Here is a 14,514-nt window from a genome sequence, read left to right as displayed (position 1 = left end):
GTAGAATTAGGCGCATGTCTAGACCCGTAACTCGACTTATTGGCCAGGGCGTTCGCTACGCCACCAAACTGCGCGGCGGCGGATCCGCCTTTCCCGGTTTGGTTATGGAAAAACTGCACCCTAATTTCGTGCCCGAAGAACTCGCCAAGCTGCCCAAGGGCGTGGTGGTAGTTTCTGGCACCAACGGCAAAACCACCACTACCAAGATGGTGGTGCAGCTTTTGGAGTCCCAGGGTCTCAAGGTTTTCACCAACCGCACCGGCTCTAACTTTGTGCGCGGGGTGGCGGCGGCCCTGCTGGGCGAGATGAATCTCAAGGGTAAGCTGGACGCCGACATCGCGGTTCTCGAGCTCGACGAGGCTCACGCGGTGCACTTCGTGAAGAAGGTCAAGCCAGACTACGCTCTGCTACTCAACGTTCTGCGCGATCAGCTGGATCGCTTTGGCGAGATTGACACCACCCGCCGCATGCTGGCTCAGGTGGCCGCCAACACCACCGGAACCGTGGTGCTCAACCGGGAAGATCCGCGGATTCGCTCCCTGGCAGAGAACGTGGGCTCCGAGACACAGGTTAGGTATTTCGGGCTTTCTGAGAAGCTACGCGCCATGTTCCCCTCGGACGACGAGATGCGGTCGGCAGGTGCCGGCGGCGAGAAGAAGCTGGCGCCCGAGCTACCCGCTGCCAGCGTCGTCCTGAAAGATTTCACCGGAACCGCCGCCAACTTTCTCATCGACGGGGAAGAGGCAGCCGGTAACGTCAACCTCTACGGGGTCTACAACATCTTCAACGCAGCGGCAGCAATGGCCCTGACCTTAGAAGTTATGGGTGAGCAGGCAGACCGCACCGCGCTTTTGCGCGAACTCGCCGAGATTACCCCGGCCTTTGGCCGCGGAGAAACCCTGAGCGTCAATGACCAAACCCTACAGTTGCTTTTGGTCAAGAACCCCTCGGGCTTCCGTCTTTCGCTGGCCTCTGCCGATGCCCGTGACTACGCCACCATGATTGTTATCAATGACCAGTACGCGGACGGGCGCGACGTCAGCTGGCTCTGGGACGTCGACTTCCACTCGCTACAGAACGGGGGAGTCAGCATGGTCTCGGGCGTGCGCGCCTACGACATGGCGCTGCGCCTAGAACACGATGACGTGACCGTTGCCAGCGTTAACGAAGATCTTGAGCAAGCTCTCGCCGAGTTTATTAAGAAATCTGAGGGCAAGCCCATGCGCATCTTCACCACCTACACCGCCATGTTGGCAATCCGTAAAGAACTTTCCAAGATTACCGATGTGGAGGAAATCTCCTAATGAGTAAAGAAAATTCGTCAGAGAAAATTATTGCGCAGACCAGCGGTCTATCTTCAGCCAATGCACAGAAGATTGAGTCGGTGATCCCTGAGGGCCAGCAGTCTGTTCAGCCCCAGAAGTCTGACTCAGAGCAGACGATCCCCCGTGAGCAGGAGCAGCCAGAGCGCTCGTCCAGCGAGAAAACCCTCAAGATCGTACAGCTCTACCCGCGGGATATGAACATCTACGGTGACTGGGGCAACACCCTCTCGCTTTCCCGCAGGGCTCAGGCCCACGGCTACGCCACCGAAATTGTGGACTACAATCCCGGCGATACCTTTCCGCAGGACGCCGATATTTTGGTGGGTGGCGGCGGCCAGGATTCTGGCCAGACCGTGATTCAGGAAGACCTGCATGCCCTGGCGCCCCAGCTCAAAGAAATGGCTGAAAATGGCACCCCCATGCTGGTAATTTGCGGCCTCTATCAGCTCTTCGGCAAGGAATTCCGCACCATTGGCGGCGATAACCTGGCGGGAATCGGCATTTTTGACGCCGTAACCGTCGGCGGTAAAGAGCGGCTGATTGGCAACATCGTTGAAGAATCCGAGGAATTTGGCACGGTGATTGGCTATGAGAACCACTCGGGCCTGACCACCCTCTCGGGATCTACCCGCCCCCTGGCAACCGTCACCAAGGGCGAGGGCAACAACACCGAAGATAGCTATGAGGGTGCCCGCATCCACAATGTGATTGGCACCTACCTGCACGGTTCCCTGCTGCCGAAGAACCCACAGATTTCGGACTTCCTGGTTGAGAAGGCCGCCGAGAAAAAGTTTGGCTCCTTCGAGAAGAAGCAGATTGACGACTCCCTGGTAGAGAAGGCACGGGCTTCGGCGGCGGCGCGGCCGAGGTAGGGCAGACCAGCGCGGTTTTTGCCGAACACGTTACAATAGAAACCGATTCCCAAGATTGAATGCGCATTTTCGTGTGCGCGGAAGAAACAATTAATAAGGAGATTCCATGTCGGGTCACTCCAAATGGGCCACTACCAAGCACAAGAAAGCTGCGATTGACGCCAAGCGCGCTAAGGCTTTTGCCAAGTACATTAAGGCGATTGAGGTTGCAGCGCGTATGGGTGGCGCAGACACCTCTGCTAACCCCGCCCTGGATCTGGCTGTTTCTAAGGCCAAGAAGAACTCCGTTCCCAATGACAACATTGATCGCGCGATTAAGCGCGGTGCTGGCCTAACCGGTGAGACCATTGACTACACCGAAATCATGTACGAGGCTCGCGGCCCCCAGGGTACTGCCCTCTACATCGAGTGTCTGACCGATAACCGTAACCGTGCGGCAGCTGACGTTCGCACCGCCGTCACCCGTAACGGTGGCACTATGGCTGACCAGGGTTCTGTTGCCTTCATGTTCGAGCGCAAGGGCGTGGCCGAGGTGACCAAGACCGACGGCCTGACCGAGGACGACGTTCTGATGGCTGTTCTCGACGCCGGCGCTGAAGAGGTGGTGGACGACGGCGACGTCTTCACCGTGGTCTCCGAGGCAACCGACCTGCCCGAGATTCGTAAGGCTCTGGAAGAGGGCGAGCTGGACTACAACAACGACGATCCCGTCTTCCGCCCCACCATGAAGGTTGATCTCGATGCTGAGGGCGCTAAGAAGTTCCTCAAGTTGGCAGACGCTATTGAAGAGCTGGACGACGTGCAGAACGTCTACTCCAACGCTGATATCAGCGAAGCAGTTATGGCAGAGCTCGAGGCGGAGTAAGCAGGTTTGACCCCCGCAACTTCTGCGAAGAATAGCGCCCAGCGCCCGGATTTTGCTCCTATTGAGCGAGTTCCGGGCGCTGCCCGTATTTTGGGTGTTGACCCGGGGCTGACCCGTTGCGGTTTCGGCCTGATTGATATGTCTGCCAACCGCAAGGCCCACTTTGTGAAGGTGGGCGTGGCGGGTACGGCTGCGGCGGAAACCCTGGACCAGCGTATTCTCAAAATTTTTCGGGTTGCGGAGCAGTGGCTTGATGTGTATCGCCCCGATGCGCTGGCGATTGAGCGAGTTTTTGCCCAGGAGCAGGTGAACACGGTGATTGGTACCGCCCATGCCTCGGGCGTGGTGATTGCTGCTGCGGCGTCTAGGGGGATTCCGGTCTTCTTCCATACTCCCTCCGAGGTGAAGGCGGCAGTTACCGGGTCGGGCCGTGCCGATAAGGGCTCGGTGGGGCGCATGGTCACGCGAATCCTCGGTTTGGAGGCTATGCCCAAGCCTGCGGACGCCGCCGACTCGCTAGCAATCGCTATCTGCCACGGTTGGCGCGGGGCAACCGCCGGTGGCGGTATTGATATGAGTGCCGGCGTGCAAACCCACCAGGGTTCCCAGCCGGTGGCTACCCAGTTGCAGGGTAATCTGACCCCGGCCCAGCGTATCTGGCGGGAAGCTCAGGCAAAATCTGCGCGAAAAAACCCGCGCAGGTGGAATTAGTACATATATTCGAATAGAATCTATCTCATGATTAGTTCTCTTACCGGCCAGGTCACCCATGTTGGCCTGGATAACCTCATGATTGATGTCAATGGCTTTGGCATGTTCGTTAACATTCCCGGCAGAACCGCAGCGGCCCTGCGCGTGGGGGAGCAGAGAACTATTCTCACCACCATGATTGTGCGGGAGGATTCAATGACTCTCTACGGGTTTTTGGATTCTGCTGAGCGGGAGGTCTTTGACCTCATGCTCACCGTCTCGGGTATTGGCCCCCGTATCGCTCTGGCTGTGGTCAGTGCGCTCACTCCGGCAGAGGTTTCCCAGGCCGTTGCGGTGGGTGACGACAAGGCCTTTACCAAGGTGCCCGGGATCGGCCCCAAGGGTGCCCGCCGAGTGGTCTTGGAGCTGGCAGGTAAGCTGGTGCTGGCTGATTCTGATACCTCTGACCAGCTGCCGCTGAGCCATGAGGTTGCCTGGAAGCCCCAGGTACTCGATGCTCTGATGGGGCTGGGCTGGACAGAGAAAGATTCCCTGGCCGCCGTGGATTCCTTTATCAAGGAAAACCCTGCCGCAGAGAATCTTTCGGTGGCCCAGGCACTCAAATCTGTGCTGGCAACCCTGGGTTCCCAGCATTCCAATACCCGCCACTAAACTGACTGCCCGCCAGGAAAGGTAAGAGATGACCTCAAACCCTTACGACTTTGCCTCAATGCCCGAAGGCAACCCGGGTCAAATTCCCGGTCAGCGCCTGGTGGCTATGGAAGAAGAGCCCGAAGAAAAGATGATTGAGGCCGCCCTGCGCCCCAAGTCCCTCGATGATTTTGTGGGGCAAAAGCGGGTGCGCCAGCAGCTCTCTCTGCTGTTGGAAGCCTCCAAGCTACGCGGTCGCAGCGCTGACCACGTGCTTCTCTCCGGTCCTCCCGGTCTGGGTAAGACCACCCTGTCGATGATTATCGCCGCCGAGATGGATGCTCCTCTGCGGATTACTTCCGGCCCGGCTATTCAGCACTCCGGCGACCTTGCGGCCATTCTTTCTTCTCTGACACCCGGGGAGGTACTTTTCCTCGACGAAATCCACCGTATGTCCCGGCCCGCAGAAGAAATGCTCTATATGGCCATGGAAGATTTCCGCGTGGATATTGTGGTGGGCAAGGGCGCCGGTGCCACCTCGATTCCCCTGGAACTTCCTCCCTTTACCCTGGTCGGAGCTACTACCCGGGCGGGCCTTCTGCCCGGGCCCCTGCGCGACCGCTTCGGCTTCACCGGCCATCTCGAGTTCTACTCCACCGACGAGCTACAGCTGGTGCTGCGTCGCTCAGCCGGTCTCATGGATATGAACATCACTTCTGAGGGCTACGCCGAGATTGCCGGCCGCTCCAGGGGTACCCCCCGTATCGCTAACCGGCTGCTGCGCCGGGTTCGCGACTGGGCCCTGGTGCACGACGTCAGCCGGATTGGAGCCAGCGAGGCCGCCCACGCCCTCGACATGTACGAGGTAGACTCACGCGGACTCGACCGCCTCGACCGCGCCGTCCTTGACTCCCTTATCCACAAGTTCGGTGGGGGCCCGGTGGGTCTGTCTACCCTGGCCATTGCCGTGGGTGAAGAGGTAGAGACCGTGGAAACGGTGGCCGAGCCCTACCTGGTGCGCGAAGGTTTAGTGGGTAGGACGCCGCGGGGGCGGGTGGCTCTGCCCGCCGCCTGGGAGCACCTGGGCCTAGAGCCCCCTGAGCTGGGTTGATCTTCACTAGCTAAACTCTGATTTATCCCCGGCACAGGGGAGTGCTCTCGGTAAATTTTCATCTTGGTGAATTAGCATAGAACCTGAACGTTTGAACCCGATTTAGGTAGTTATGCTGACTCATTCAACCTCACTTCTTGCCGACTCCCTCCTCGCTGCCGAAGGCAGCGCCGGGGGCGGTAGCAACCTCATGCTCATTTTGATTATGGTGGTTGCCATCATTTTCCTCTTCGTTCTGCCTGCCCGCCGCCAGAAAAAGGTGCAGCAGCAGCTCAAGGAGCGCCACGATTCTATGGGTCCCGGCACCGAGGTAATGACTAACTTTGGTCTCTACGGCAGGGTTGTTGAGGTGAATCGGGACGAGAACTTTGCCCTGCTTGAGGTGCACTCGGGCGCGGTGGTGAAGGTTCACCTGCAGACCGTGACCACCGTGCTTGACGCTTCGGCAGAAGAGGCTTCAGCCCAGCCCCAGGCTGGTTCCGCTCAGACCGATTCCACTCAGGCGGGTTCGGTTGCAGAGGGGGAGCAGGCTGAGCCCAACCGCGATGAGTTTTACCGCCCCGATGCTCAGGGCGATCAGCGCTAGTAAAAGTCAATGAATAAGGTGTACTGCCCCGGCTAGGGGCGGTACACCTTTTCATTGTGAGAAAAGAAAAGAGGCAAGATGGCACAGCGCAGTCCGCGCAAAAAAGCTAAAAGTGCTTTGGGTGGCATGATTGCAATTGTGGCTCTGTTAGTGGGAGCCGTGTTTACCTCCACCCTGATTGGCGGAAGCTGGGGAGCCAAGCTGGCGCTTGACCTCTCGGGCGGTACCCAGATGGTGCTGGCCCCCAAGGTCAACGGTTCTGAAGACAACCAGGTCAATGAAGATCAGCTGAACCAGGCGGTGGAGATTATCCGCCAGCGCGTAGATGGTTCGGGCGTATCGGAGGCTGAGGTAACTACCCAGTCGGGCTCCAATGTGGTGGTCTCTATGCCGGGCACGGTAGATCAGGCGACCCGAGAACTGATTCAGGCATCGGCTCAGATGGCCTTCCGCGCTGTGCTGGTTGCAGGTGGCCCCGAAGCTCAGACCGGTGACGCTGCAACTCCCGAGGACGAGCTACCGCAGCCCACCGCTGAACCCACCAACGGTTCTGACAGCAACTGGATTACCGCTGATTTGAGAAAGGAGTATGAGGCTACCTCATGCTCGGCTCAGAAGAGTGAAGAAACCGAGGCTCAGAACCCCAATGAGGCGGTGGTGGCGTGCTCTACCGACGGCACTGAGAAGTACATTCTTGGCCCGGTAGAACTCAACGGCTCCGATATTCAGGATGCGAGCTTCTCACAGGTTTCTAACAGCACCGGTGTTACCACAGGCCAGTGGGGCGTGAACATCGAGTTTAACGAGTCTGCCCGCCAGAAGTTTGAAGAGATTACCACCCGTATGTACCAGCTCTACGGGCAGAATCCCAACGACCCCAAGGCACGGTTTGCCATTATGCTGGACGGCGACGTGATTTCAGCGCCCGTTACCCAGGCCGTGATTTCAGACGGCAACCCGCAGATTACCGGTAACTTCAACGAGCAGTCAGCCCAGGCACTGAGCGAGCAGCTCAAGTACGGTGCCCTTCCCATCAGCTTCGATATTCAGTCGGAGCAGCAGATTTCGGCAACCCTGGGCGCTAACCAGCTGAAAATGGGCCTCATAGCGGGCGTTATCGGTCTGCTCCTGGTCTTCATCTACTCGCTCTTCCAGTACCGTCTGCTGGGCTTTGTAACCATTGCTTCGCTGGTGGTTGCCGGCGTGATTTCCTACCTGGCGATTGTGATTCTGGGCACCATCATGAACTACCGGCTCTCGCTGGCAGGTATCGCCGGTCTGATTGTGGCGGTGGGCCAGACAGCTGACTCCTTCATTGTCTACTTTGAGCGTATCCGCGATGAAATTCGCGGCGGCAGAACCATTCCATCGGCGGTTGACCACGGCTGGGCCAGCGCCAAGAAGACTATTCTTGCTTCCAAGGCGGTAAACCTGCTGGCTGCGGTGGTGCTCTACCTGGTTTCGGTGGGCTCGGTGCGGGGCTTCGCCTTTACCCTGGGCTTGACGGCGATTGCAGACCTCATTGTGGTCTTCCTCTTCACCCACCCGGCCCTGGTGCTGCTGACCCGCACCAACTATTTCGGCAACGGCGGTAAGCATTCTGGCCTTGATCCTCGGGCGCTCGACGCCGCCCCTGTCTACCGGGGCGCCGGTCGCTTCCGTAGCTTTGCAGAGAAGGGAGCCTAATCATGGCGAATACTTTGGCTCGATTTGGTAATGCTCTGCATTCGGGAGAGAAGTCCTTTGGCTTTGTTCCCAAGCGCAAGCTCTGGCTGGGCATTGCAACCCTGCTGGTTTTGCTTTCGCTCTTGGTGCCTGTGGTTAAGGGCGGCTTTAACCTGGGTATTGATTTCCGCGGTGGATCGGAGTTCACCGTTTCAGATGTGGCTACTGACGACGTATCGGTGGGCGAGCAGGCGGTGGGCGAGAGCGCTCCCGAAGCCAGCGACGTCCGTGTTACCGCCATAGCCCCCGGAACAATCCGCGCGCAGATGGGCGAGCTGACCGATGACCAAACCCTGGCGGTCAAAGACGCACTCCAGAAGGCGTACGGGGTGTCTGAGAACGAGGTCACCTCATCCTTTGTTGGCCCTACCTGGGGTGCGGACGTTACCCGGCAGGCTCTGCTGGGTCTGGTTATTTTTGTGGTGCTAGCGCTCATCGGCATGGCTCTCTACTTCCGCACCTGGAAGATGTCACTGGCCGCCATCGCGGGCCTGGTCTTCACCGTGGTGGTGACCGTGGGAATCTACGCCCTGGTGGGCTTTGAGATTACCCCCAGCGCTATTATCGGTTTCTTGACCATTCTCAGCTACTCCCTCTATGACTCGGTGGTGGTCTTCGATAAGATTCGGGAGAATACTCAGGGGTTGCTCTCCCGCAGGGATTCCACCTACGGCGAGCAGGTGAACCTGGCGGTCAACCAGACCCTGGTGCGCTCCATCAATACCTCGGTGGTGGGTGCCCTGCCGGTCGGCGCCATTCTTTTTATCGGTGCCTTCATACTTGGCGCGGGGACCCTGCGCGACCTCTCGCTCTCGCTCTTTGTGGGTATTATCGTGGGAACCCTGGGTACCATCTTCGTCTCAGCCCCCCTCTACGGTATGTTGCGCCTGGGCGAGCGGGAGATTCGCGAGCACACGCGAATGGTTGAGGACGCGCGGGCGGGCGGCTCTGCGGGGCTTCAGCGGGCGACTGCCGCTGAAGATGGTCTCGGCGAACCTGCTGAAAACCAGCAGGCCGAGCCTGAAGAAACCCCGGTGAAGAAGCCCCAGTTCACCATTACGGTCAATAACTTCAGCCTCGATGATTCGACCCAGGATATAGATTCTTCGTCGCAGTCAGAGAGCGGCCAGAAGTAAATATTTCAAAGCCCGGCAGATTGATTTCATCTGCCGGGCTTTTGAATTTATGAGATACCCCTAACGGCGTTACAATATGTTCAATCACACCGGTTTGAGGAGCGCGCGATGTCTGATTCAGAGAAGTCCATGCAAGAGGTTGTCTCGCAGAAGGTCATGGGCGATGTTCAGCAGAGAATCGTGCGCGGCTCCCACCGGGTGATGGCAGCTTCTGAGAGGGTGCCCACCCGTCTGGTTTTTGGGCGAAGCGGTGCGAGTAAGGATCTCGCCACTCTGCGCTTCTCACCCGTGCTTGCCCCGGTGATTCGAACCGTTAAGAAGTATCACCCCGATGAAGACCTCGAGGTAATCCAGCGCGCTTTCACGGTGGCGAATAAGTACCACCAGGGGCAGAAACGTAAAAGCGGCGACCCCTATATCACCCACCCGGTGGCGGTGACCACCATTCTGGCTGAAATTGGTGCTACCGGGCCCGTGCTGGTGGCCGGCCTGCTCCACGATACGGTGGAAGATACCGACTACACCCGCGAACAGCTAGCAGCTGACTTCGGTGAGGAAGTTGCCTACCTGGTAGACGGCGTCACCAAGCTGGAGAAGGTCGAATACGGCGAAAATGCGCCGATTGAGACAATTCGCAAGCTGGTTCTCTCCATGAGCAAGGACATTCGGGTTCTGCTCATCAAGCTGGCAGACCGGCTGCACAATGCGCGTACCTGGCGGTTTGTTCCCGCCAAGTCTGCTGCAAAGAAGGCAGAAGAAACCCTCAAAATTTATGCTCCGCTGGCCCATCGGTTGGGGCTGAACACTATTAAGTGGGAGCTTGAAGATCTTTCCTTCGCCGCCATGTCGCCCGATATCTACCGCGAGATTGTGCGCATGGTGGGCGAACGCACCCCCAAACTCGAAAAGTATTTGGGGGAGTCCAAGAAGATTATTGAAGAGCGTCTGAAGAAGGTGGGCATTGAGGCCACCGTTACCGGCCGCCCCAAGCACTACTACTCCATCCACCAGAAGATGAAGTCGAAGAATAAGAGCTTTGACGAAATCAATGACATTCTGGCCGTGCGCATTATGGTGGAGGAAGAAGACACCTGTTATGCGGTGTTGGGCCACGTGATGAGTCTTTGGTCTTCGGTTCCCGGTCGCTTCAAAGACTATATTCGTTCTCCCAAGAACAATCACTATCAGTCCCTGCACCTGACGGTGAACGGCCCCGGTGGCCTGCCCCTGGAAATCCAGATCCGCACCTTTAAAATGCACGAGGAAGCCGAGTACGGCGTGGCTGCCCACTGGCGTTACAAGGCTGCTTCCCGCGGTGAGACGGTGGGGGAGAAAAAGGAGCCCGGTACCCAGACCTCCTCTATGAACATCGGGGTGCTACAGAGTATCGCCGAGATTTCCAGCTCTAACCCGGAATCTGAAAAGTTCTACGAGCTGCTGGCTGACACTCTTGAGACCGACGAGATTGTGGTGCTGACCCCCCAGGGCAAGCCCATCACCCTGCCGGTGGATTCAACCCCGGTTGACTTTGCCTACTCCATCCACTCAGAGGTGGGAGACAAGACCATTGGCGCCAAGGTCAATGGGCGTTTGGTTCCGCTACACTCAATTCTTGACTCCGGTGACGTGGTGGAGATTCTGACCACCAAAGACGAAAACCAGGGTCCTAGTGAAGACTGGCTCAAGTTTGTGCGCTCGTCCAAGGCCCGCACCAAGATCCGCCAGTACTTTGCCAAGAGCCGGCGACTTGAGGCCATCGATAAGGGTAGGGATGCCCTCACCAAGGCCATGCGCCACCATGAGCTGCCGCTGACTAAGATGCTCACCCCTGCGCTGCTGATGCAGGTTGCCCACGAGTTTAAGAAGAATGACGGCGCCTCCCTCTACCACGCGATCGGCGAGAATGAGATTAAAGCTCAGGACGTCATCGATACCTTCGTCAAGATTTATTATGGCGAGGAAGACGACGAGATAGTTCAGGATGTGACCGAGTTCGATGAAGACATGTTCTCATCGCATCGGTCGGTCAGCGATAACGGAATTATCGTGCCCGGGGCCGAAGGCGTGCTCACCCACATTGCTAAGTGCTGTAATCCGGTACCGCCGGATGAGATTATCGGTATTGTCACCCGCGCCCACGGTATTTCGGTCCATCGCACTGACTGCCCCAACATGCGCAATATTGAGGATGAACCGCGGGCTACCGAGGTGCGCTGGGCCCAGTCTTCTAACGCCCTCTACCGCGTGATTGTTCAGGTAGAAGGTCTAGACCGCAAGTCGCTGCTGATGGATTTGGTCAAGGTAATTGCTGAGAACCAGACCAATATCGTCGATGCCCGGGTGCTGACCAATGCAGACCGCTTTGCCATTAACCGCTTCACGCTGGAGCTGCGAGACCGCTACATGCTCGACCACCTGCTCAACGTCATGCGCGGTGTGGAGGGTGTTTACCGGGCATACCGGCTGACCGGTTCTAAGCCTTTGGAGGCTGAGAGCTAATTTTTCCTCGGGCCAGCCTGGCAAGCCGTTCTAACCGCTCCATCGTGCGATCCTTAAAACGCAGGTAGGAAATTCTGTCCATTGCGTCTAAGAGCTTCATCTGGCTACAGCCGCTCTCAGGGTCCCGCAGAATCCTGATGAGCACCTCGTCTGCGGCAGCAGTCTGCTCATGGAATAGAAGATCCAGGGCGGTGCGCAGGGGAGTGGTTACCCGTAGTTTGCCCAGCTCTATGTAATCGTAGGGAATCACCCGCACCTGATGGGTCATGATGTTGGCAGCTCGGGCACGGGTAACGTTGAGTCGAAGAGCCCGGTCAAAATCAATGTGCACGCTAGGGTCTGGCGCATCGAGGTAGCCCCACACCCAGGCCGCCGTCATTCGGGAAATCCTCCCCCGTTCGGTGTAGTGGAGGGCCAGGCTTTCGTACAGGGCAGTTGCCCTGAGCAGGGGAGTCTGGCTCAGCGAGTCTGAGCAGTAAAAATCTCCAAAAACCTGGCGCAGGCTGTTTTCTCTGGCGAAAAAATTCTGTTCAGCCAGGTTCGTTCCCACGGATTTGAGGTTGACCAGTTCTTCCCAGCAGTCGAGGCTGGCCTGGGTGTTGCGGTCTTGGGAGTGAAGCTGCCGGTAGCGAGCATCTTTGAGTGAGGGTTCCCGACGGAAGTAGCCGAAAAAATCAGAGGGCGCTCCCTTACTCTTGGTGCGCTGGGGAGGCAGCAGGGGGTAGGGCAGGGACTCGAGTAGATAGGTGGGCTGGGATGTTTGGCTCTTATGGTTCATACAGCCATTGTCCCCGGGAAACATTGATACACAAGAGGCACAGAGTAAATCCACTGAATCTGTGGATAACTCTGTGCCTCAGGTGCTCAGGCGTAGGAAAATCCGGCCTTTTAACCGGTTTATGAACCGACTGTTACAGACTAGGCGGAGAAATCTGCCGAAGAAGCCTGCAGGGTGTTCAGCCACTGACGGCGGGCGTCCAGGGCCTCCTGAGCCTTCTTAATCTTGGCGGAATTGCCGCTAGCCTCTGCCTTCTTCAGGTCGTCTTCCAGGCCGGCAATGGAATCTTCAAGCTGGGCCAGCATGGAGTTCGCGCGAGCCTTCTTCTCGGGGTCAGACTTTGACCACTTAGCGTTCTCAGCCTGATGAATCGCGTCCTGAACCTTCTTCAGCTCGCCCTCAACCCGGCGCACGTCCTTGCGGGGAACTCGGCCGGCGGCGTCCCAACGATCAAGAACCTTATCGAGGGCGGCCTTGGCCTGGGCAATGTCCTTGACCGGCAGAATAGCGCGAGCCTCTTCCAGCAGGGCTTCCTTGACCGCCAGGTTAGCCTCGTACTCCTTATCGAGCTCGGCATTAGCGGCAGAGCGGGCATCAAAGAACTTATCCTGGGCGGCGCGGAAGCGAGCCCACAGGGCGTCGTCCTCACGACGGGAAGCGCGGGGAGCCGCCTTCCACTGGTCCATCAGATCGCGGTACTTAGCGGCGGTCTGGGCCCAGTCGGTGGAATCCGAGTACTTCTCTGCCTGAGCAATGAGGTCTTCCTTGACGCGCTTCGCCTTAGCATTTGCCTCATCCAGGGAGGAGAAGTGGGCGCGGCGGTTCTTATCAAAGGTGGTGCGGGCAGCGCGGAAACGCTTCCACAGCTCATCCTCAATCGACTTGGGCAGGTGGTGCTCGCGCTGGGTAGCCTTCCAGGCGTCAAAGAGCTGGTTCATACGGGCGTGGGAGTTCTTCCAGTGGGTCTTCTCCCGATCCTGGCCAGCAATCTGCTCTGCCTCAGAGACAATAGTTTCTCGGGCCTGCAGGGCAGCCTCACGCGCCTGCTCCTGGTTCTTCTTTTCTGTCTCTGCCAGCTCGTTAATCTGACCGATGATGGTGGTCAGGCGCTCCTGTAGGTTAGCGTAGTCACCCACCATGTTGCGGTTGGCAACCTGGGCACCCAGCTGCTCCACCGACTTGTGGAGATCTTCGGACGGCGCTCCGTGCTTCACGCGGGATTCAAGCAGGGCTACCTGCGCCTCAACATTTTCGAACTTGCGGGCAAAGTAGGCCAGAGCTTCGTCGGCGGTGGCGTTGGGTAGCTGACCTACCGCGTATTCTTCGCCTTCAACAATAACGAAAACGTGGCCGTCTTCGGAGACTCGGCCAAACTGGCGGGCCTTTTCAAGGTTTACCTTCTGGGTGTCGTCGGATTGAGTAGTCACCGCTATAACTCTTTCGCATCGGGGCACGAGTGCCTTTTAAACAAAGAAAAATCGCATTTGATGCCTGTACCCCTGCGTATCAGGGGTCTCGAAGCAATCGAATACGCACTGCCTAGAATATCGGGTTCCGGTGGGTGGAGGCAAGGCTGGCGGCTCGAAGGGTGGGGTATGGGGCAAATCTGTGTTCCGCCCCGGGTATCGCTCGAGATGTGCGCAGAAGAACACCTCTCTTCACATACTGGGTCTCTACCAAGAGCGGGCAAGCTCGCTGAGTCGCTGAAGCAACTCAGTGAGACAGAGCAACTATAAACTGCTTAGATTGCCGAGAGGCCATTTTTGTACCGTTTTTGGCTGATTTTCGGTATAAAAATGGCCTTTCGAGGGAGGGGCGGCAGAGAGAGTACAAGTTACTTCTTGCAGGGTAGTCAAGGGTACAAGCAGAGTCCCTGAGTACAAGTATTGTCTTGTACCTGGGGGCCCCGCTTGTACCTTGGGGCATTAGTGGGAGCTTGCTTGTACCCAGAGCCTGGTTCGGCTCAAAATTCAGAGGCACCGCACACCGCAGGTGCTGGAATTCTGGGTGCTAGAAGGTTGAGGACACAGATTTGCCCTATCACCCCCTTAACGCTAAAAAGCCTGCACACCGCGTCTAGGGGGAACGCGGCGTGCAGGCTTTTCAGTGCAGCCAATTATGGGGGACTTGGCTGCATTGAGGGGTATCAATCCTCATATCTTTTGATCACTGAGAGATCAAAATCAACAACACACAAATTATTGTGGGGCATGTTGGGGGTAAAAGTAAAGTTTCTAAGGAAAATTTTTTAAAAAAGTTCTGGCTACTCAGGGTAC

12 protein-coding genes are annotated in these 14,514 nt (G+C 57.6%); 10 read left to right on the top strand and 2 right to left on the bottom strand.

Annotated features, from left to right (window positions below; translation table 11 throughout):
• Positions 1-5 precede the first annotated feature (5 nt).
• The 10 genes from IEV00_RS01775 to IEV00_RS01730 all read left to right on the top strand — a co-directional run bounded on the left by IEV00_RS01775 (position 6) and on the right by IEV00_RS01730 (position 11,460).
• Complete coding sequence (locus tag IEV00_RS01775; RefSeq protein WP_188359413.1) at positions 6-1,304, top strand: Mur ligase family protein; 1,299 nt, start codon at positions 6-8, stop codon at positions 1,302-1,304.
• A complete protein-coding gene (locus tag IEV00_RS01770) occupies positions 1,304-2,197 on the top strand; it encodes a type 1 glutamine amidotransferase (protein WP_188358621.1) in 894 nt (297 codons plus the stop codon). Before IEV00_RS01775 ends, IEV00_RS01770 begins: the two co-directional genes overlap by 1 nt.
• Before the next feature lie 106 nt (positions 2,198-2,303).
• On the top strand, positions 2,304-3,062 hold the full coding sequence (locus IEV00_RS01765; RefSeq protein WP_188358620.1) for a YebC/PmpR family DNA-binding transcriptional regulator: 759 nt from the start codon (positions 2,304-2,306) through the stop codon (positions 3,060-3,062).
• A gap of 6 nt (positions 3,063-3,068) precedes the next feature.
• Complete coding sequence (gene ruvC / locus IEV00_RS01760; RefSeq protein ID WP_229723012.1) at positions 3,069-3,773, top strand: crossover junction endodeoxyribonuclease RuvC; 705 nt, start codon at positions 3,069-3,071, stop codon at positions 3,771-3,773.
• A gap of 27 nt (positions 3,774-3,800) precedes the next feature.
• Positions 3,801-4,424, top strand: coding sequence for a Holliday junction branch migration protein RuvA (ruvA, locus tag IEV00_RS01755; RefSeq protein WP_188358619.1), 624 nt, complete (start codon positions 3,801-3,803; stop codon positions 4,422-4,424).
• A 28-nt stretch (positions 4,425-4,452) separates the two neighbouring features.
• Positions 4,453-5,514, top strand: a complete 1,062-nt coding sequence (gene ruvB, locus IEV00_RS01750) for a Holliday junction branch migration DNA helicase RuvB (protein WP_373868214.1) — start codon at positions 4,453-4,455, stop codon at positions 5,512-5,514.
• 112 nt (positions 5,515-5,626) lie between these two features.
• Positions 5,627-6,100, top strand: coding sequence for a preprotein translocase subunit YajC (gene yajC, locus IEV00_RS01745; RefSeq protein WP_188358618.1), 474 nt, complete (start codon positions 5,627-5,629; stop codon positions 6,098-6,100).
• A gap of 78 nt (positions 6,101-6,178) precedes the next feature.
• Positions 6,179-7,786, top strand: coding sequence for a protein translocase subunit SecD (secD, locus tag IEV00_RS01740; RefSeq protein ID WP_188358617.1), 1,608 nt, complete (start codon positions 6,179-6,181; stop codon positions 7,784-7,786).
• 2 nt (positions 7,787-7,788) lie between these two features.
• Positions 7,789-8,961 (top strand): protein translocase subunit SecF, encoded by a 1,173-nt coding sequence (secF, locus tag IEV00_RS01735; RefSeq protein WP_188358616.1) that lies wholly within the window; start codon positions 7,789-7,791, stop codon positions 8,959-8,961.
• Between the two features lie 129 nt (positions 8,962-9,090).
• Entirely contained in the window at positions 9,091-11,460 is a 2,370-nt protein-coding gene (locus IEV00_RS01730) for a RelA/SpoT family protein (protein WP_373868226.1), read from the top strand.
• On the opposite strand, the gene IEV00_RS01725 is transcribed toward IEV00_RS01730, so the two are convergent.
• Positions 11,435-12,238 carry a type IV toxin-antitoxin system AbiEi family antitoxin gene (locus tag IEV00_RS01725; protein WP_188358614.1) on the bottom strand — a complete coding sequence of 268 codons (804 nt, stop codon included), beginning with the start codon at positions 12,236-12,238 and terminating at the stop codon, positions 11,435-11,437. The genes IEV00_RS01730 and IEV00_RS01725 overlap by 26 nt on opposite strands.
• A gap of 140 nt (positions 12,239-12,378) precedes the next feature.
• Positions 12,379-13,665: a DUF349 domain-containing protein gene (locus tag IEV00_RS01720; protein ID WP_188358613.1), complete on the bottom strand. Its 1,287-nt coding sequence runs from the start codon at positions 13,663-13,665 to the stop codon at positions 12,379-12,381.
• Between the last annotated feature and the right edge of the window lie 849 nt (positions 13,666-14,514).

Origin of the sequence: Rothia aerolata, assembly GCF_014635585.1 — a bacterium.
GTDB classification, from domain to species: Bacteria; Actinomycetota; Actinomycetes; order Actinomycetales; family Micrococcaceae; genus Rothia; species Rothia aerolata.
Note: the sequence above shows the minus strand (reverse complement) of the source record. Positions and strands in the feature narration are given on the sequence as shown.

Excerpts from the sequence above, each read along its gene's own strand:
- secF (WP_188358616.1), top strand. The coding sequence starts at position 7,789 with ATGGCGAATACTTTGGCTCGATTTGGTAATGCTCTGCATTCGGGAGAG.
- IEV00_RS01770 (WP_188358621.1), top strand. The coding sequence starts at position 1,304 with ATGAGTAAAGAAAATTCGTCAGAGAAAATTATTGCGCAGACCAGCGGT.
- secD (WP_188358617.1), top strand. The coding sequence starts at position 6,179 with ATGGCACAGCGCAGTCCGCGCAAAAAAGCTAAAAGTGCTTTGGGTGGC.
- ruvA (WP_188358619.1), top strand. The coding sequence starts at position 3,801 with ATGATTAGTTCTCTTACCGGCCAGGTCACCCATGTTGGCCTGGATAAC.
- IEV00_RS01725 (WP_188358614.1), bottom strand. The coding sequence starts at position 12,238 with ATGAACCATAAGAGCCAAACATCCCAGCCCACCTATCTACTCGAGTCC.
- IEV00_RS01730 (WP_373868226.1), top strand. The coding sequence starts at position 9,091 with ATGCAAGAGGTTGTCTCGCAGAAGGTCATGGGCGATGTTCAGCAGAGA.
- yajC (WP_188358618.1), top strand. The coding sequence starts at position 5,627 with ATGCTGACTCATTCAACCTCACTTCTTGCCGACTCCCTCCTCGCTGCC.
- ruvB (WP_373868214.1), top strand. The coding sequence starts at position 4,453 with ATGACCTCAAACCCTTACGACTTTGCCTCAATGCCCGAAGGCAACCCG.
- IEV00_RS01765 (WP_188358620.1), top strand. The coding sequence starts at position 2,304 with ATGTCGGGTCACTCCAAATGGGCCACTACCAAGCACAAGAAAGCTGCG.